We start from the raw sequence: 19268 nt of genomic DNA, 5'->3' as shown, positions 1-19268 counted from the left end.
GTTAGCCAGACGGCTTCCTCGCTCTTTTGATTTCAAGAACAAAGAGAGAGCGTGTTCCTCACGGCGCTGCCGCGCCGCTCGCCACACGAAGAAGACGAGCTGGGCACAGGGAAAGGGCGGGGTGTGGAAAACTGGCACCTCATTTTCCACACGCTGCTCTCAAAAAAATATTTTCTACCTTCTTCTCTGTGCCCGGCTTTCTTGGATGCCTTGCCTGTGTCGGGAGTTATTAAAAATGGGTGTTTTCAAGCCTGTGTTTGAGCAGTTTAGAGGCTTAAAAAGTCTTGATTGCGAACGTGACTCGTGGTATAATAAAACAAAATTAGATATGTTCACGAGCGATCATCGCACTTGAGCGACCCTGTTTTTCAGTTTGGGGAAGCACTTAAAAGCGACCAACGTTCATAACGCACGAATGGAAAACGGGCGGTGAACCTTTAGGAGAAATCCTATCGGTTTGCCGTCCGTTTTTTGTTTTTCGAGAAAGATGAGGAGGAAATAGATATGCAAGAAACGATGAAGAAGACCAAGTCAAACGGAGTAATGACACAGCAGGAGTATTCGAGCTGGATTGCTGCTCTTATGAAGAAGACGTTCCTGACAAAGAATGAAGTTGGCAAGACTTCCAAGACTTCATCTTCGGTTTCTGTTCTGCTTATAACGGGCTTCTCATAGAGAAGTGAATCCACATGCACCGATTGGCATTTATTAGGAGTTATAACAAATAGAATGGGTTATTTTCTGCCTATACAGGTCGTGTTTCCTTACGATTAGGCGGAGCAACTGATTCATCAAACTCTATAAGAAAGAGGAAATTACATGAGTGAAAGCGTCTCATCATCAATCGCATACCCCGAGGGTCCAGAACTTCTCGATGGACTCTATGTCGTCAATGGGTATCTACAGGATGCCAGCAACAAGCTCAACCAGTACTGGGGGCTGGAGCGTAAGTTTCGAAACGAGGTTGCACCAAACCTTATCGAGACGAATACTATCAGTGGCAAATCCGAGTACGGCCTTTTTGTCTCTGGCATGGCATTCGCCGGAATCGCCGGCCTCATCTGCCTGCTCGGCGGCGATCCGGTAACCTTCATCTTCGCTCTGGCATCCGTCGGCGTTTTCGCGCTTGGAAAGGTAAAGCAAAACAAAACATTTTTAAAAATTGGAAAGATTTTGCTTGTGGCGCTGCTTTTAACATTTCTCATTAATCTATCCCTCTTTAAAGTCGGCGCCCTCGTTGTGGCATCCATAGGCGCAAAGATAATCCGTGACAAGTACAACGCAAAGCAACAAGGTGATGCTGACGAAGCGAACAGAGCAATAAGGGCTAACAATGAATCGATAATTCAGCGGCGCAAGGAACTTGCAGACGAGGTTCATGCCATAGTCGCCACGATGCAGGATGAGACCGCCTCTTGGTACCCAGCCGACTACTACGCCATCGATTGCTGTTCGGCGTTCATAAAGTATGTAAAAAACCACGAGGCAGACACCGTCAAGGAAATGGTGAAGACCTACAAGGAGGACAAGTACCGCGAGCAGGTGATAACAGAGCTGTCATCCATCAAGAATGGGGTCGACCAGTGCCTGCACAACCAGCAGAAGATGATTGCACTGCAAAAAGCCTCCAACCTCATCCAGATGGGAAATCTTGTGGTCAATCTGGCGAACAGCCAAGCCATCAACAGAGGCGCTGACGCCGCCGCGAGAGCCGCCTATAATTCTGGAGTCGCTGCCGAAGAACTCAAAAAGCAAAACAGGGGTTCCTTCTAGCAACCAAAAGTGGGATTACGGGTTCGCGTTTTTCGAAAAGGCCTCTCTCCCTCGCTGCGCTCGGTTTTTCCGATACACAAAGAAACGTGCCGACCCGCGGCGGCACCGTACGTTACTGAAAAAAGCACTGTCTGACCGACAGTGCGGGAGTATGCGTGAAGCAAAAACTTGCTTCATAAATATAAGAACATCGTTCACGGAGGTAAACAATATGAAAAACGTAATCAACACAATGAAAGTGTGGACTGAAAACCACGCCAAAACAGCGATTGCCGTAGCCATCGCAATCATAGCCGTAATTGCACTCTTAGTTGCCGGAATGACTGGCGTATTCGGCTCAAAACCCGCTGATACTGCGTCCAGCAAATCTGCTATGACCACAGAAGTTCCCGCTAACACTGAAAAGACGTCTGTTACCATCAACGTCGAAGCTGACGACAAAGTAACCGAGGCATCGACTCCTGCTATCGTCCACGTACAGAGCACCGACACGCGTGAAGAGCCTGTAGACCTCTACCACGCCGTAGACTCAGGCAAGAAGACCGACACAGTCGAAGTATCGCCTGGCGAATACAAAGTCACCGTAACCGGTGTCATCAACAACGACGGTTCCATTGCAAAGCCTGCCAAGGAAAGCAAGGAAATCGCAGTCAGCATCAAGTCCACTGACAAGAAGGGCGATGCCGAGAATAAGGCGACTGTCAACGTCAAGCTTGACAAGACAATCCCTGCCGACAAGGTGACTGAAAAGGACATCAAGGAAATCGCCGACACAACGAAGACTGCCATCGAAAACGGCGACAACTCCCTTAAGGGTGATGCCGGAAAGGCAATCTTGGGCAAAGTCGAAGCCAACACCAAGGCTAACGCTCACCTTTCAGAAGATGCGAAAGCAAACGTTGCTGAAAGCACTGAAAAGGCACAAGCCTCTACTGAAACTGAGGCAAAGGCTACTGTAACAGAGGCTCCAAAGTCTGCAAGCCAGCCTTCGGCTCCTGCAAACAACAAACCTGCTGAAAAGGCTAAAACCTGGGTGCCTGAAAAGGGTCACTGGGAAAACACCACCGAAAAGGTGTGGGTTCCTAACGTCGTTACTGTAACCGACAAACCTGCTTGGGATGAACAAGTAGAAATCGGAATCAAATATGTCTTCAGCGACGGCCACGTTGCTTGCAGTGACGCGGAAGCAAGAGCATATTCCAAGAAAATGATTCTCGCCGATACTCCTGTAAGCTACACCTTCTATCCGCAGTACAAGACCGTACACCACGATGCAGTTACTCACACTGAAGACCGTGGTCACTACGAAAACAAGGTCACAGGTAGAAAATGGGTTGTCGACCAAGCCGGACATTACGAATAGTCCTACTGCATAAAGCCAATCCCAGCACTACCACACAGAAAACCCCTGCCCGCAAGGACAGGGGTTTTTTATATATAACATAGCCCGCCCACGGTGCGAGAAACTCGCACCCGAGCGTAAGGTAAAAAGGAGGTATCTAAAACACATGCTAAAAATCATTCGTAACACTATTCGCTCTTACCTCATTGCCTGCGGTATAGCGCTAAATGGAATTGCTATCAACTTCCTGATAACAAAAGCCCCGCCAGCAAACGAACTTGTCATGCCTACGACTAAGGAGTTCATGCAGATTTTCGCCTACGGCAAACGCTTCACGGTGGTAATCATCTCTTTAGTAAAAAAGTCGCCTGACGGCTCCCGGGTTCTCATGAAAAAAGGAGGCTTTTCATGAACTACTCGAACTACATCAAGACCTATGAGGACTTGGCACGGCAGGTAGGCGGCATGGTGCTTGCAAACGACATAACCATCCGCAACCTCGACCTGATAAACGGGGACTTCGGGGCGGGGGATGAAATTTTCCAGTTCTACATCATTTCTGACCCGGACTTCTTGCTTGAGCATACAGATGGTCGAGGAACGCGCTCTTGCCGTTTGCCCTGTTTTGTTGTACAGGGTGACCATACAGCGCCAGTTCACGCGGTTGCGAAGGGTTGCTCCTGCAAGCTTGGCCAGAAGCTCGCGCCCGCCCTCATACGGAACGAGAGAATCAATCCACTGCCAGAAGGTGATAGGCGTGCCATCGGGCTTCACATGCACAGACTCAGACGATTCCTTGTCTGGGAGGACGGTCGTGCTCTTGCGTAGCGCCCCCAGCTCGGGGTCAAAGCCCATCATCATATCTGCCGAGCAATTCCAGATGCCATTTGCCATCCAGACGAGGCTTGCATCCTGGCACTCGGTCACACGGTTATCCTGCCTCGATGGCATGTCATGAATCTTGGCGGTAAACTCACGCCCTTTTCGCGCGCATAGTTCGCGCGCGATACATACCCAAGCGTGCGGTTCAGAACTGCCTCCGAGAAGTCTGGAAGTGACGTATCATGGATGTCAACCGTGCCGCCCTTCGTAGCCTCATCAATGATCTCGAGCACAGCCGCACGCTGCATCTTGGAAAAATCATTTCCTAAAAAATGAAAAACTATTTATTGAGATACTCACGCGCGTAACGCGTACAAAACTTTTTGAAAATTTTAGGTCAATCGGTCAATTTTCACCCTTCCACTTGTGCCCCAGCTTATGTATGGCGCACATCGCTGTGATGTGTGTCGACAAGATCTTGCGAGATGTTCCTATCAACGGAGACCTGGATGACTTCAATGCCAGCTTTTTCTATAGCGCGTATTGATTGCGGGTTCGCAAATTCATCGGTGATGAGCATGTCGATAACTTGTCGACCAGCAACAAAGAAGTTTGAGTCGTGGCAAATTTTGCGATAATCGGCCACCACCACTACTTTTCCTTTTGTGTGTTCGATCATCAGGCGATTGATATTTGCCTCCAGCACATTGCTTGTCGTTATGCCATTGGCAAGACTAAAGCCCGAGCATCCTATGATGGCTATATTGGCAATCACACGCGATACTGCCATCTCGGCAACTTCACCAGTAAGCGCTTCCTTTGGCAGACGAAGCTCTCCCCCCGTAATAATGACGGTTGAGGCAGGATTGAGAGAATCTTTATGAATCTGTTCATGAATGCGCAGGTTATTTGTCACTACGTTGACCCGCTTTTTTTGCAGCGCATCCAGTGCATATAATGCGGTAGAGCTCGTATTAATAAAAATCGTATCTTTATTGCGTACAAAATTTGCTGCCATGCGACCGATCGATATCTTGATCTTCTCGATACTATCGTTCGTAGGATGCGCATCTTTAAATTGGTAGTCCTTATTCAGAGTGGCATAGCCGTGATGGCGGGTCACCACCCCCATGGCAGCAAGGGAATCAAGATCGCGGCGCACGGTCATTGCAGACACCTCGAACTTATCGGCAAGCTGCGCAACTGACAAGGTATAATCGCTCGCATTCCGAAGAGCTTCCTCGATAAGACCCCTTCGTGAACTAATAAATTCAGTCGAACGCTTCATGACATGCCCTTCTTATTTGGCAACATTCGCAGCGGCAAACAATCATATATATGAGCGAATGTACCACGTTAATGAGCGAATATGTGAATAATTCGCCCAAAAGCGCTCAAAAGAGACGTAACTCCATATTGTCACCATATTTATCCGCACATATAATTAATTTAATAAGTGTTTTAGAGCACGGGCAGTCGCATGCTTTTGTTTTAGAAATGTACGTCTATGCGTGTACATTTTGGCGATTGCAAGATTGCAGGAATTGTAAGGATCGTATGGCCGAAAGGATATCTATGGGGCGTGTAATTGACGAAATCACGAGAGAGTCTTGGTTAAACAAAACCTTTCCCGAGTGGGGAACTTGGCTGACTGAAGAAATTGCGGCGGCCAAGATTCCCGAGAAAACACTCTCGATGTGGTGGCTCGGTAACATGGGTCTTTGGATCAAGTCTGACCAGGGAACCAATGTGGTTATCGACATGTGGAACCAGACGGGCAAGCAGACCATTGGCAAGGGTGAAATGAAAAAAGGTCACCAGATGATGCGCATGAGTGGTGTGCGCAACCTCCAACCAAATCGCCGCAATCAGCCATTTGTCATCGATCCATTTGAGGTGCGCGACATTGACATTTTGTGCGTGACGCACTCGCACTCCGACCATCTGGACCAAACGACCGCAGCGGTTGTAACCAGAAATTGCCCGAACGCTACCTTCGTTGGCCCGCAGGATGTTGCCGATAAATGGATCGCATGGGGCGTTCCCGCCGAGCGCGTTGTCGTGCTTCACCCCAACGAGTCGATCAAGGTTAAGGACGTCGAGGTCATCGGCCTCGAGTCATTCGACCGCACCATGCTTTTGACCATTGACGACCCCAACGAGTCGCTCAAGGGCAAGCCCGTTCGCGACATGAATGAGCTCGCGCTGAACTACTTGGTCAAAACTAATGGCGGCTCCGTCTATCACTCAGGCGACTCTCACTATTCAAACATGTACGTCAAGCACGGCAAAGAGCACCAGATCGACATCGCTTGCGTCGCATATGGCGAGAACCCCATCGGTATTACCGATAAGCTCACGAGCTCCGATGTCCTCAAGGTTGCTGAGGCCCTGCAGTGCAAAGTCATTATCCCGACGCACTACGACATCTGGACCAACTTCATGGCCGATCCAAAAGAGATTGTCTACCTCTGGAAGTATCGTCGTGACCGCATGCAGTACAAATTTAAGCCCTTCATCTGGCAGGTAGGCGGCCGCTACGACTACCCCGGTGACACCGACCATATTGAGTACATGTACGATCGTGGTTTTCATGATGCCTTTGATTATGAGACCGACCTGTACTACGACTCGTTCTTATAAGGTGAGGCCACAATGAGCATGCTTCAGTATTTTTTAGATAATTCGCTTGTGCACTATGCCTCGCAGCAGCCGCAAGATTGGCAGCAAGCCATTCGCATAAGCTGCGAAGCACTTAAACGCCAGGGTTTTGTAACAGATCAGTATGTAGACGCTGTTATCGACTGTGTCAACGAGCATGGCCCCTACATCGTCATTGCCCCTGGTATTGCCATGCCTCACGCAATGTCTTCAAATCCTGGGGTATTGGGCACGGCTATTAGTTTTACCAAGTTTAAGAAGCCCGTCACGTTCTTTGACGAGAAGACGGGCGAGCGTCCTGAAGCTGAGCTGTTCTTTACCTTGGCAGCTCAAGATCCAGACACACATCTTTCAAATATTCAGCGCTTGATGGAACTTCTCATGGATGAAGAGCTTATCGAGAAGATCAAGCTCACGCACACAATCGAGGACTTTCAAGCGCTCGTAGCAAGCATACGTTAGGCAAGCGTTACACAAAAGTTAGGCAAGAGTTAGTACACAAAAAGCGTTAAAGACAAAGGAGGCACGTACGATGGATGCATTTCTCAATACGCTTTTGAGCGCCTGGATTTTCTTTGCGAAGAACATCCTAACCCAACCTGCGTTCATGATTGGTTTTATCGTTTTAATCGGTTATATCCTGCTTAAAAAACCTTGGTATTCCTGCTTGGCAGGCTTCCTCAAGGCAACCTGCGGATACCTCATTCTGGCCGTTGGTTCTGGTGGCCTCGTCAAAAACTTCCGTCCTATTTTGGTCGGTCTTAAGGATCGCTTTAACCTCGGCGCTATGGTTATCGACCCCTATTTCGGTCAAAATGCCGTGACCGCCGGCGTTGAGGAGACTTTTGGTCGCGCATTCGGTGACGTCATGTTACTGCTGCTCTGCGCATTTTTGATCAACATTTTGCTCGTACGCTTTAACAAAATTACGAAGCTGCGCGCGATCTTTACCACTGGTCATGTCCAGGTTCAGCAGGCTTCAACCGCATTTTGGATCATTTTGTTCTGCTACCCCTTCATTGGTCGTTGGGAAGTTCTGGCCATCATGAGTGTCATCCTTGGTCTGTACTGGGCCGTTGGTTCGAACCTCACCATTGGTATTTGCCAGGACCTCACCGACGGCGGCGGCTTTGCCGTTGCTCACCAGCAAATGTTTGGTCTGACCTTCTTTGCTAAGCTTGCCGAGAAGTTCAAGGCGAAGGATGGAAAAGAAGTTAAGCGCATGGAGGACATGCAGCTTCCTGGTTGGCTTTCCATCTTTAACGAGAACATGGTCTCTACCTCGATTTTGATGCTTCTCTTTTTTGGTATCATCCTGACCGTTCTTGGAAAAGATTACCTCGTAAGCATCAAGGCATTGGCTCCCGAGAAGGACTTCGTCTTCTACATCATCGAGACCTGCTTGAACTTCGCTGTTTACCTTGCCATCCTTCAGCTCGGCGTCCGCACCTTCGTTGGTGAGCTGACCGTTTCGTTCCAGGGTATTTCTAACACCATTTTGCCTGGCGCTGTTCCTGGTATCGACATTGCTGCTACCTTTGCATTTGGCTCCCCCAATGCTTCGACCATTGGCTTTTTGTCTGGTGCTATCGGACAATTCCTTGCCATTGCAGCACTCATCCTCTTCAAATCGCCCACCATCGTTATCGCAGGCTTTATTCCTGTATTCTTCGACAACGCTGCTATCGGCGTCTTTGCCAACAACCGTGGTGGCTATAAGGCAGCAATCATTCTGCCCTTCATCTCTGGTATTTTGCAGGTAGTCGGCTCTGCTGTCTTTGCAAGCTGGATTGGCCTTGCGCAATACGGTGGCTACCTGGGCATGCTCGACTGGGCAACCGTCTGGCCCTTCATGGCTGCCGTCATGAAGTTCATCCCCTTCGTGGGCATTGGTATTGTCATCGTCTTGCTTATTGCTATTCCTCAGCTTCAGTACCGTCGTAACCCCGAGGGTTACTTCCTCGAGGTAGAGGATTACGAGAAGTACAAGGAGTTGTACAAGAAAGCTTAACTTTTGCCTTGTGTCGCAGCACCCTCTACGCATGTGGTAGGTGCTGCGATTGTTTGTTTTATTGTATCTAGTTCGCTTTCGGTATCTTTTTTCAATCTAAGGAGATAGTTGTGCGTATCTTAATTTCATGTGCAAACGGTTCTGGCACTTCTCTGATGCTTCAGCAGACCGCAACAAAGGCACTCAACCAGCTTGGTTATACCGTCGTCGATGGTCACCACACCTCCATTGCTGAAGGCAAAAGTATTGCCAAAAGCTATGACGTTGTTTTTACCTCCCTTAATTTTGTCAACATGTTTGACGACGTTGCTGCTTCGGGCACGCCCGTCATTGGCGTCAAGAACGTCATGAGCGTCCCTGAGGTAAAGAAGCTGATCGAGGAAAGTACAATTCTCGAGAAGTTCCCCGTAAAGTAGTGGTGAGGTATATCCATGGCAAAACCGTTATTACAAATTGCCTGCGATCACAATAATCTTCCTTCTGCCCTTGCTGATATCCGTGCTGTAGGAGATGTGGTCGACATTCTTGAAGTCGGAACAATTTTGTTGCTCCAAGAAGGCGATAAGGCCGTCAAATGTTTTAGGGCACTGTATCCTAACAAGCTTGTTGTTGCTGATGCAAAATGCGCCGATGCAGGTGGCACCGTTGCAAAAAATCTTGCGTCTGCAGGCGCAAACTTTATGACCTGCATCTGCTGCGCTACGATTCCAACCATGAAGGCTGCCGCCAAAGAGGTTGAGTCGGTCCAAGTAGAGCTTTATGGTGACTGGACCTTTGAGCAAGCGCAAGCTTGGCTTGATGCTGGCATTGATCATACTATTTATCACCAGAGCCGCGATGCGTTGCTTGCTGGTCAAACTTGGGGCCAAAAAGACCTTGATCGCGTCCAAAAACTTATCGACATGGGATTTAAGGTATCCGTCACTGGCGGCCTTTCGGTAGATACTCTCGATCTGTTTGAAGGAATCGACGTCTATTGCTTCATTGCTGGTCGTGGCATGACGGCAGCGGCCGATCCTTGTGCTGCCGCGAACGCATTTCAAGCAAAAATCGCTGAGCTGTGGTCATAGCCTCAGCCAAGAGGTCAGCTTAGAAGACTCAATGAGATAGAAGCCTCATGTCAGAGGCTCAACACCTGGGCCCAATGTATCTCCCGCCGCATGGGATTGATCATGGGCCCATTTGTTTGCATTGCCGCAGGTATTTGTATTGTCGCGGGTAACCGCCGCGGGTAACGCCGCGGGTAACGCCGTAAGTAACCGCGGGTAACATCGCAGGCGACGCCGCATGTAACAGTAGGTAAGTTCGTACGAGATAGGGTTATAACATGGCTCGTTTAGGAATTTATGAAAAGGCCCTGCCAAAAAATATCAGTTGGAAAGAACGCCTCTCCATCGCAGGTTCCTTAGGATTTGATTTTGTCGAAATGTCCGTAGACGAAAGTGATGAGCGCCTTGGCCGTCTTTCGTGGACTCGTGAGCAGAGAAAAGAAGTGCTCGATGCCATCTTCGATGAAGGTGTTGCCATGCGTTCCATGTGCCTGAGTGGGCACAGGCGTTATCCTTTTGGCTCAGCCGATCCTATGGTGCGTGCGCAGGGCATGCGCATCATGCAGCAAGCCGTTGATTTAGCTGCGCAATTAGGCATACGTACTATCCAGCTTGCGGGATATGATGTCTACTATGAAGAGAAGACCTCCTTGAGCCGCGCGTATTTTATCGAGAATCTTCAGAAAGCAACGGAAATGGCAGCCGCCGCTGAAGTCATGCTTGCGATCGAGATCATGGACGACCCCTTCATCAATTCGATCACAAAATTCAACACCATTAAGCGCCAAATCCACTCGCCGTGGCTGCAGGTATATCCCGATCTAGGAAACTTGTGCGCGTGGCCCGCTAACGATCCGCTTGCAGAGCTGGAGTTGGGCATTAACGAAATCACCGGCATTCATGTTAAGGACACGCTCAAGGTAACGCCTGACTTTCCTGGTAAGTTTAAAGAAGTGCCTTGGGGCTCGGGCTGCGTCGATTTTCTCGGCTGTTTTAAGACGCTGAAGCGTTTGGACTACGAAGGAAACTTCATGCTCGAAATGTGGAGCGAGACGTCCGATGACCCCGTGGCCGAGGTTAAGGATGCGCTGGGATTCATCATGCCGATTTTCAAGGAGGCCGGCTATGAGTTTAACTAAGCAAGGCTCATGTGGATCGACTGGCACAACAGCATCGACCATCGATCCGCGCGTTTTAGCTTCTCGAGAAGTGCTCGACATGCAGCAGCGCGTCTGCGAAGCAAACTGCATGCTTCCAAAACTGGGTCTCGTGACGCTCACCTGGGGAAACGTTGCCGAAATTAACCGTGACCTCGGGGTTATCGTCATTAAACCAAGCGGCGTATCGTACAAGGCAATGAAGCCAGCCGACATGGTTGTCTGCGACACACAAGGGCGCATTATTGGCGACCAAAGGCTTCGTCCGTCCTCCGATTTGCCTACTGATGTGGTGCTGTATGCAGCTTTCCCGCAGGTCGTAGGCATTACACATACCCACAGCATCCAAGGCGTAGCATGGGCGCAGGCAGGCCGAGATGTCCCCGTGTATGGAACCACGCATGCCGATAATTTTTACGGCCCCATCCCCTGTACGCGTGATTTAACGCAGACCGAGGTAGAAGAGGCGTACGAGAAGAACACCGGTCATGTCATCGTAGAAACGTTTACCACAAGAAACATTGATCCTGTGGCAACGCCAGGCGTGCTTGTTCGCAATCACGGAACGTTTTCGTGGGGATCCTCGGCGATAAAATCGGTCGAGGTAGGCAAAGTGATCGAAACTGTTTGTGAAATGGCTGAGCGGACAGAAACACTGAGGCGCGGCGCACAACAAGAGATTCCTCAGTACTATCTCGACAAGCATTACTTTAGAAAGCATGGAGCAAACGCTTACTACGGGCAGCTGTAATAGCAACCACAGAAGCAAGCAGCTTGGGGGGCGGGCTGTCTGTCATAAGGCGCGCGCAGGTCTTAGCGAAGTCGTCCGCTTCAGGTCTTGCTCGGGCCTTAATGCTCAAACTTGACGCTTCCGTCAACAAATTCGCTGATGCGAGCTTGGCTATACACATCAAAGCCAAGCTCCCTGAGGCGATTGCCGCCAGTTTGAAAGACCTTCTCGATAGCAATGCCATACCCAACCACGGCCGCACCTGCCTGTTCGCAAATGTTTGTCAGGCCTTTAAGCGCAGCTCCCGTGGCGAGAAAATCGTCGACGATCAGGACCTTATCGTCAGGCGTTAAAAATTGCTTGTCGACTTTGATCTCGTATGAGCGCTTTTTGGTATAGGACTCCACGACGCTCGAGTAAACGTCATGGGTCAGGGTGACCGAGGCGATCTTCTTGGCAAAAATCATGGGAACGCGTAGGTAAAAGGCAGCGGCCATCGCGAGTGTAATGCCCGAAACCTCAAGAGTGAGCACCTTAGTGGCACCTGACGTGGCAAAGTGGTCTGCCATGTCTTGGCCCATCGCCATCATGAGTTGTGGATCCACTTGGTGGTTTAGAAAGCTGTCAACCTTCAAGATGTTGCGGGGAAGTATCTGCGCATCTTGCAAAATTTTCTCTTCTAGTAATCTCATGAAAAAACTTCTCTCATTTCGAATTCGTCTCGCGCCAGAACGCGCAAATTCGTTGCACATTGCAATAACGCGCATCGGACAGCTGTCTAAACCGAATGGCGCGAGCAGTACCCAAACAGTAAGTAAAGCGCTGCGGGCGATAACGCCAGCAGCACTTTACCTACGATCTTCTCTACGAAGTTACTTAATGTTTGCGAAGTCGCGCAGCATCATGGCCTCGGCAGCAATAAGCTTGCGCAGGCTGGGCAGCGATTGCGACTCGTTGGGGCTATGGCAGTTGGCCTTAGGATCCTCGGGACCCGTCACCAAAACATGATACTGAGGATACATAGCGCACAGATCAGGGATGAAGGGGATCGAGCCGCCCTGGCCCTGGTTGATGGGAGCGCAGCCAAATGCGTCCTCGAGGGACTTCTCGGCAATTTGCGTTACCTCACTGTGTGCATCCATGGCCCAACCGCGACCCGCATCGATGGGCTTCCAGGTTACCTCGCAGCCAAAGGGCGCGTGTGCGACCATGAACTCGCCCAAGGCCTTTTGCGCCTCGGCGGGATCCTGCGAAGGAGCGGTGCGCAGAGAAAGTCTAAAGGTGCAGGAAGGCGCAATGACATTAAAGGAACCTTCCACGGGTTGTGCGTCAAAACCAATGACGGTAACACTCGGCTTTACCCACAGACGAGAAGCCAGTGAGCCCGTGCCCGGAAGCTTGACGGACGACAGGATAGAGCCATCGCGACGCAACTGCTCCTCATCAAGATCTTGCTGCAGGCCGCCGACAACCTCTTGCGACTTAACACCGTCGACTGCCAACTCGCCGTCCTCGTTGTACATCGAGGAGATGAGAAGAGCTGCCATGGTGTTAGCGTCCAGAACGGCGCCGCCGTATGCACCAGAGTGGCGCGGGCTTTCCATAACACGAACAGTAACGTCAATGGTGGTGTTACCACGCAGCGAGGTGGTCAAGCTGGGGATCTCGGCTGTCCAGTTGCCCGAGTCAGCAACGATCATAACGTCAGCATTAAAGAACTCGGGATGCTCCTTTACAAAGGGGATGAAGCTCTCGGAGCCAACCTCCTCTTCACCCTCGATAAAGAATTTGACGTTGACACCGAGTTTATCGCCCAAAATGGCGAGTGCGCCAAGGTGAATAGCAATGCCTGAACCGTCATCAGAAGCGCCGCGACCATACAGGCGATCGCCCTTGATGGTGCCAACAAACGGATCGGTCTCCCAAGCGCCATCATCGTTGGGTGCAGGCATAACGTCGTGGTGCGCATACAGAAGCACGGTCTTTGCCTTGGGGTCTACGATCTTCTGACCGATAACTTCCCAGGCGCCAGCAGAGCCGTCCTCGTTACGGGACTGCACAACCTTGGAATCGACGCCCACGCGCGCGAGCTCTTTGGCGACAAATTCCGCGTCTTTTTTCATGTGCTCGGCCGCAATGCCGTCAGCGGAAACAGCCTTCATAGCAATTTTTCTATTCAAAAAATCGATAGCTGTATCCATATAGGCCTCGGCCTGTTGGAGTATAGTTTCATTCGATAGAGCCATAGCAACCTCCTTGTTCATACAGGTTCTTACGCTTAGTGTACCTAATTATGAACCCAATGTTTAGTGTTGCTACAAAAGGAGCTTTAAAATTTTTAGAGTCGATAAAATCGTCGGTAAACTGTATTTTTATGCATTTTGCGGCTTGGCTACAGCGTGCCTGCAGCACAACCTCCTTCACAACGCAAAAAGGAAGCGCCGCACTGTTGTACGACGCTTCCCTGCTGTAACTCAACAACCCCGATGAAATGCTGACACGAGTTGCGACAAAAGCTTACTCGACGACCGTATAGCCTTCTACCTGGTACCTGTTTTCAAGGTCTGTCATAACATCTTTGCCCAAGCTGTCTTTCCACGTAGCTCTACCGAAGTCAAAGTCCACAGCCGACCCCTTCTTTCTAAAACCAGAGAATTCATAGACATAGACTCTTTCTCTTGGCTCAAACTCTTCAGGATCGCTGGTAGATAGCTTGAATTTCTTCTCGTCAAACGTGACCTTATAGGCCTCAAGAATCGTAAAGGGCTGATTTGAATACTCTTTTTCAAGCTCCGCTTCTGGAATGGGGCGCTCAAAGGTCTTTAGCTTCTCGACCTTTAAATTCTTAATATCTGAGCGGATGCTCTCGCCAATATCGGTCTTTGCCTTTTGTGTCATACGCTCGCGCACCTTGGTGTCGAGCTCCTTTGCGGAATTAACAATCTCTTCTAGACCCTCAACCGTCACTGTCTTTTTGAGCTCTTTTGTGTCGAACTTCAAATTCAGAGAGCTGTCTTTGACCACAGCTGTAACCGTAATCTCGTCGCCGTTCTTCAGTTTTTCACTCTTGTTGATCTTAATATCGTACTCGTGTACCGCTTTTTGAATTTGTGCAGTTTGTTTGGGATCCTTAATCTCTGTCACAAGAGGCTCGCCCATGACTTCTGCTGTAGCTTTGCCATAGCCACTTTTGCCTTCTATGTTTAAAACGATCTGCATGTCCTTCATGCTTACTACGGCATCGGGCTTGAGCATCGCACCAATTAAGGTAAAACCGAGAATACCAACGAGGACGACAGCCACTGCGGCTATCGCAAGCACGATGGTCTTCTTATTCTTGGCGACGGTTTGTTTGCCCGTCTTGACAACGTTTTGCACCTCTTGGCTTTGCATAACCTCTTTTGCCTTTTGCGCGCCCTTCTCGGCCAGATCAACGCCTGCAGCCATAGCTTTTTGCGCGTTGGCTTTACCCGTCTTAAGCGCTTCGGCAATCTCTTCGTCGCTTTGGGCAACGGTGTTTTCGTTAGTGGTTTTAATAAAGCGGAAGTAAAACACGATGGCAGCGATGAGCAGGGCAAAACCTATGAGGTACAACACCATCATTATGTTTGCACTGCCTTCTGAAAGCGTCGAAACTTCGGCACCGCCGCCAAGGATTTCGCCAAAGTTAAGGTTTGAAAATCCGCTCAAAAAGCGCATGGCTTTTGAAAGCGTCAGGTTTTGCGAGTGCACCACAACGAGTCCCGCCAGACCCAAAATGCTGGGGGCAAGGAACGTTTTTGATCTATCGTTACGCAGGATACATCTGTTGTATACGGAAAGACCCAGAATAGCAACGGCTACCCAGAGTACAAAGGTAAAGAAACCAAAGGCCCCTGTTATCGTGCGTGTGGTATCGAGGGATTTTCCAATCGCCTGCATAAATGAGCCTGATGACGATGTGTTTTGCAGTTTTGAGATTTGCATCATAATAAACAGGAAGAGCACTACGGCAAGCCCGTAAAGCCCCATGAGCAGCTTTTCGTAGAGGAAGTTCTTTGAATAGCGCTGTATAAAACCTTGCAGCGTTTTGATCAAGTCGTTGGCTGAAGACGGGTTGGTCGAAGACTGGCTGGTCGCAACCGTCACCTTAGGTTTTGCGCTTGGTGCGTCGGGCGTGACTGTGACAGTTTCGCTGGATTTCTTAGTGTCCTCGGCCGTGGTTGATTTGGTGGCGGCCTCGTCGGGCTTATCGGCAGAAGCTGAGTTTTCTTGCGGGGTTGTAGCTTCGTCGTTGTGAACTTCGCTCTCCATAGAACACTCCCTCGTTAGTTAGAGTTTTACAGAACATAAAGCTGCTCGCTAGCACCAGTATAGGACACGGCTCGAACACCTCCTATGCGCATGGCAGACTTTGTTGAAAGCCTTTTACATGTTTTCTGTAAGCGGTATGAAAACGGCATGTAAGTGGTATATGCATGTGTGCAAGCGGGTTCCAAATTTCTATTTTCGATGAGTCTGCCCTTATTTTGTAAAACTTGTCTTTTAATAACAGTTAATATATACTAGGCGAATAAGAAGGCTGTGACGTGCATATCGCTGCTTTGAATGTTTTTTCTAGCCACTTGAACCTCGAGCCTAGCGCTGGATGTGGCATGCGTTCATGTGCAAAGCAGCTTCGTTTATATATCCTATCCAGAAGGGAACTTGTATGAAGCATCAACCCCAGCGTTTGTGCAAACGCTATCTTGCGTTCTGTGTCACGTTACTTGTAACCGCAGGTCTTTTCGTCGGACTGGTGCCTGCATTTTTGACGACGGCCACCGCTGGCGAGCCAGCACCTGCCGCGCGTGCAGGAGCGCAAAAATCCCAGACCATCAAATTTCATTGGCATCACTACGACAAAAAGACGGGCTACTACAACCCCGCTGATGAGGGCAAAGAGGTTTCGTTCCCCTACTTCATCACCTTTACGGGCACGAATCCCGAAGGCAAAAAGGTTCGCGCCTACGTCCAGAAGCAGTACAAGGGCAAAATTGGCGAGGCCACTGACCTCGTTGTTCCTACCGATAAGATCGTCGCACAGGACAATATGACCTACACCGACTGCGACATTAACGGCGTCATTCTCCCTATTCACAAGGGCAACAAGATTTATGGTGTCGCGCTGGCCAAAGACCCCAAGAAGCAAGAGCTCGATGTGCTCTTCTCGCAAAATATGCAGACGCAGACCACGGCGGCCGTCAAGAAGGGCGACGCCATTCTTAAGGAGGACGAGGGCAAAATCGCGATTCGCTACACGCTCGAGAGGATCAAGGATGGCAAAAGCGAGTATCCTTACAAGAGTATCAACAACAGACGCGTGATCGAAAGCACACTTCCCTTCGCGGAAGGCCCTGTCGATCTATGGGCTGGGAAGCCTCGCAAAGGATCCTTTAAGCGTGCGCTCGAGCAAAACAACATGGAGATGTTTAACCCCTACACAGGCCGCTATATTGCTTACAAGCTGCACGCCGAGTTCGCGGGCAACAACAAAGACGAGCTCGCAAAGCGCTATACCCTGACTGTGAGCGGCAACGACCTCGATGGTTGGAGGGTTGAGCTTGGCCGCAAAGTTACGCCCGCCGATCCGGATCCTTCGACGCCGACGACGCCTACAGCGCCTACAGCGCCCGCAAAACCAGCTGCCAAGAAGGTCTCCCCTGCTAAGAAGCACGCTCTTCCAAAAACGGGTGACCCCGCAGCACTTGCCTCTTCTCTGTTTGGTGTAGCGAGCTTGGGCACCACACTGCTCGCCGCAGCGTGCGCCCTTAAAAAGCACTAATAGCAGCCAGTTGCATAGCGATCACACATAACGAGCGCATAACTGATTCGAGGGCTCGAGCACATGCTCGAGCCCTCGAACTTTTTTATCCTCTTTTTCATCCTCTGCTAGATCTATATCCAGGGATTGCTTGCGATGCCCTCTTCAATAACACGAGCCTGCGCTGGATCCTCCAGCGCCGCGCGGTCGATATGCTGAAAATGCGAAATGATGTCGTCGGGCAGCTGATAGATATCCCCGTACAGCTGCGCGAGCACCGCCTCGACATGCACTGGAGCCAAAACTTCAAAGCTCTCAAAGCGCATGGTTTGCAACGGGAAAATGTCATCGTTTGCCACCGTGTAGGCGCACTCACCATCAACATTATCCAGGCCGCACACAATGCCTTGCGAGGTGGTCTTCTCGGCAAGAATTCCTTCCTTATGGACCAAACGCTGATATTTCGCAAACACGGCTTCGACCTCGTCGGTGTGAGGATGACCAACGGGCCAATACCCCTGCTCACACCATTCGTTATAAAAACTCAACGAGTGCAGATCTGCTTTTAATTGGCGTCTGAGTTCAATAAAGCAATCGCGCTCCTGCGATGACCAAGCGCCCTTGTAGTCATAAAAGAAGATGTCGAGAAAACAGGGGTTCTTGTCATCTGCATAACGGAAACGCAACTGGCGGCAGCAAGCATAGGGATCGTAGATGAGCGTGACGCGGTAACGCTGCACCAGCTCGGGATCGTCCTTCAAAAGCGCGCAGAGACGGGTAATGTCGTCGCGCATCATGCTTAAGTCGACATCGTCATCCCAGGGAATAAAACCTTGGTGGCGCACAGCACCAAGCAGCGTTCCAAAATCGACCCAGTAGGGCAGCTGATGCTTGTGAGCAATAGCAGCAAATTCCTGCAATAACCCTGCACAACCACGCTGGATCAAACGCACTGTTCCCGTAGCCTGCGGCAGCTGCGCAAAAAATCGCTGCTGAGCGGAGCGATCATCTTCTCCATCGCGGCGAAAAAGCGACCAATCAAACAGCGACGCTTGCGCGCGATTGGTAAGTACTTCCGTGCGAAGCTCTTGCTGGAGCTGCTCGTAGCGCTGCAGCTGTTGGAGCTGCTCATGCATGAGGGATTCTTGCAACGCGAGCATAGCTTGGAGCCCACTGACCTGCTGCTCCAAACGATCAAGTTTTGTATGCACGTTGCGAACAGCACGCTTCGATGACGGAAGATGATCAATAACGTGCTGTATAAAGGATCCCATGGCATGAACTCCTAGGTTCTACGTATGCTTTTTCTACCCGTTGCTTCTACGTATGCTTCTATACATTGTTTACGACAGATACAGCATAAACTATACACGCGTACGCAAAAAGCGCCGCACTGTAAAAAATTCCTAAAGCGAGACACAGCGTACGTTACAAAATGTCCTTAACGGTTTGGCTCAACTGCTCTTTCCCGTCGTCGTCAAGTGCCTCGTTGTAAGCAAAGACAGCGACTACGTTCATATCGTCCCCCTTGACTTCATCAGCGAAGATGTCGAGAAACTCGCCGCCGCCCCAGCCGTAGGAACCAAACAAGAAGAGTTTTTTGTCCCTCAATACGTCGATATTCTCGTCATAAAAGGGTTTAAACTCGCTCTCGTCCACTTCTTCGGAGCCCTGTGCTGGCGTGCCAAGCGCGACCAGATCGAGCTCATCCAAATCGCTTGCATCGGCCTCGTCAAAAGCCTTCTTGATGACCTCGACACCCTCTTCTTGCAGGACTTCTTCAAGCCCGTCGGCAATGGACTCGGTGTTGCCAGAGGTGGTGAAATAAAAGATTCCAGCCTTCATAGTGACTCCTTTGTGTAACTTCAACAGCAAATCGGTACCCCATATATACCCACTTCTTCATAAGAAATCACTTGCGAGTTGATCTCTTTTTTGGGT

17 protein-coding genes are annotated in these 19268 nt (G+C 50.0%); 10 read left to right on the top strand and 7 right to left on the bottom strand.

Going from position 1 to position 19268, the window contains the following annotated elements; genetic code table 11:
• Positions 1 to 819: 819 nt before the first annotated feature.
• Positions 820 to 1773 carry a hypothetical protein gene (locus tag HMPREF3192_RS03830; RefSeq protein ID WP_066305538.1) on the top strand — a complete coding sequence of 318 codons (954 nt, stop codon included), beginning with the start codon at positions 820 to 822 and terminating at the stop codon, positions 1771 to 1773.
• Positions 1774 to 1984: 211 nt separating this feature from the next.
• Positions 1985 to 3136: a hypothetical protein gene (locus HMPREF3192_RS03825; protein ID WP_066305532.1), complete on the top strand. Its 1152-nt coding sequence runs from the start codon at positions 1985 to 1987 to the stop codon at positions 3134 to 3136.
• Positions 3137 to 3433: 297 nt separating this feature from the next.
• On the opposite strand, the gene HMPREF3192_RS06790 is transcribed toward HMPREF3192_RS03825, so the two are convergent.
• Together HMPREF3192_RS06790 and HMPREF3192_RS03810 are read right to left on the bottom strand one after the other, a co-directional pair.
• Positions 3434 to 4042 (bottom strand): hypothetical protein, encoded by a 609-nt coding sequence (locus HMPREF3192_RS06790; RefSeq protein ID WP_156422853.1) that lies wholly within the window; start codon positions 4040 to 4042, stop codon positions 3434 to 3436.
• A 331-nt stretch (positions 4043 to 4373) separates the two neighbouring features.
• Positions 4374 to 5225, bottom strand: coding sequence for a DeoR/GlpR family DNA-binding transcription regulator (locus HMPREF3192_RS03810; protein ID WP_066305528.1), 852 nt, complete (start codon positions 5223 to 5225; stop codon positions 4374 to 4376).
• A 287-nt stretch (positions 5226 to 5512) separates the two neighbouring features.
• Between HMPREF3192_RS03810 and ulaG the strand changes: the two genes are divergently transcribed.
• The 7 genes from ulaG (at position 5513) to araD (ending at position 11566) form a co-directional block, all read left to right on the top strand.
• Entirely contained in the window at positions 5513 to 6580 is a 1068-nt protein-coding gene (ulaG, locus tag HMPREF3192_RS03805; protein ID WP_066305526.1) for an L-ascorbate 6-phosphate lactonase, read from the top strand.
• Positions 6581 to 6598: 18 nt separating this feature from the next.
• The gene (locus tag HMPREF3192_RS03800; RefSeq protein WP_066305566.1) at positions 6599 to 7060 is read left to right on the top strand and encodes a PTS sugar transporter subunit IIA; all 462 of its coding nucleotides are present in this window, start codon (positions 6599 to 6601) and stop codon (positions 7058 to 7060) included.
• A 70-nt stretch (positions 7061 to 7130) separates the two neighbouring features.
• Positions 7131 to 8609 carry a PTS ascorbate transporter subunit IIC gene (locus tag HMPREF3192_RS03795; protein WP_066305523.1) on the top strand — a complete coding sequence of 493 codons (1479 nt, stop codon included), beginning with the start codon at positions 7131 to 7133 and terminating at the stop codon, positions 8607 to 8609.
• Between the two features lie 110 nt (positions 8610 to 8719).
• Positions 8720 to 9025, top strand: coding sequence for a PTS sugar transporter subunit IIB (locus HMPREF3192_RS03790; RefSeq protein ID WP_066305520.1), 306 nt, complete (start codon positions 8720 to 8722; stop codon positions 9023 to 9025).
• Positions 9026 to 9040: 15 nt separating this feature from the next.
• Positions 9041 to 9679, top strand: coding sequence for a 3-keto-L-gulonate-6-phosphate decarboxylase UlaD (locus HMPREF3192_RS03785; RefSeq protein WP_066305517.1), 639 nt, complete (start codon positions 9041 to 9043; stop codon positions 9677 to 9679).
• Positions 9680 to 9936: 257 nt separating this feature from the next.
• On the top strand, positions 9937 to 10797 hold the full coding sequence (locus tag HMPREF3192_RS03780; protein WP_066305515.1) for an L-ribulose-5-phosphate 3-epimerase: 861 nt from the start codon (positions 9937 to 9939) through the stop codon (positions 10795 to 10797).
• A 79-nt stretch (positions 10798 to 10876) separates the two neighbouring features.
• Entirely contained in the window at positions 10877 to 11566 is a 690-nt protein-coding gene (gene araD, locus HMPREF3192_RS03775) for an L-ribulose-5-phosphate 4-epimerase AraD (RefSeq protein WP_066305563.1), read from the top strand.
• Positions 11567 to 11664: 98 nt separating this feature from the next.
• On the opposite strand, the gene HMPREF3192_RS03770 is transcribed toward araD, so the two are convergent.
• From HMPREF3192_RS03770 to HMPREF3192_RS03755, 3 genes are all read right to left on the bottom strand, one after another.
• Positions 11665 to 12237, bottom strand: a complete 573-nt coding sequence (locus HMPREF3192_RS03770) for a xanthine phosphoribosyltransferase (RefSeq protein ID WP_066305513.1) — start codon at positions 12235 to 12237, stop codon at positions 11665 to 11667.
• A gap of 180 nt (positions 12238 to 12417) precedes the next feature.
• Positions 12418 to 13791, bottom strand: a complete 1374-nt coding sequence (locus HMPREF3192_RS03765) for a M20/M25/M40 family metallo-hydrolase (protein ID WP_066305511.1) — start codon at positions 13789 to 13791, stop codon at positions 12418 to 12420.
• A 271-nt stretch (positions 13792 to 14062) separates the two neighbouring features.
• Positions 14063 to 15838 carry a hypothetical protein gene (locus HMPREF3192_RS03755; protein WP_066305505.1) on the bottom strand — a complete coding sequence of 592 codons (1776 nt, stop codon included), beginning with the start codon at positions 15836 to 15838 and terminating at the stop codon, positions 14063 to 14065.
• A gap of 397 nt (positions 15839 to 16235) precedes the next feature.
• Here HMPREF3192_RS03755 and HMPREF3192_RS03750 point away from each other — a divergent pair, with 397 nt between their 5' ends.
• Entirely contained in the window at positions 16236 to 17348 is a 1113-nt protein-coding gene (locus tag HMPREF3192_RS03750) for a hypothetical protein (RefSeq protein ID WP_066305503.1), read from the top strand.
• Positions 17349 to 17461: 113 nt separating this feature from the next.
• Here HMPREF3192_RS03750 and HMPREF3192_RS03745 read toward each other — a convergent pair whose 3' ends face one another.
• Together HMPREF3192_RS03745 and HMPREF3192_RS03740 are read right to left on the bottom strand one after the other, a co-directional pair.
• A complete protein-coding gene (locus HMPREF3192_RS03745) occupies positions 17462 to 18601 on the bottom strand; it encodes a LicD family protein (protein ID WP_066305502.1) in 1140 nt (379 codons plus the stop codon).
• 154 nt (positions 18602 to 18755) lie between these two features.
• Complete coding sequence (locus HMPREF3192_RS03740; RefSeq protein WP_066305500.1) at positions 18756 to 19172, bottom strand: flavodoxin domain-containing protein; 417 nt, start codon at positions 19170 to 19172, stop codon at positions 18756 to 18758.
• Positions 19173 to 19268: the final 96 nt, after the last annotated feature.

The organism is Atopobium deltae (genome assembly GCF_001552785.1).
Classification (GTDB): domain Bacteria; phylum Actinomycetota; class Coriobacteriia; order Coriobacteriales; family Atopobiaceae; genus Atopobium; species Atopobium deltae.
Note: the sequence above shows the minus strand (reverse complement) of the source record. Positions and strands in the feature narration are given on the sequence as shown.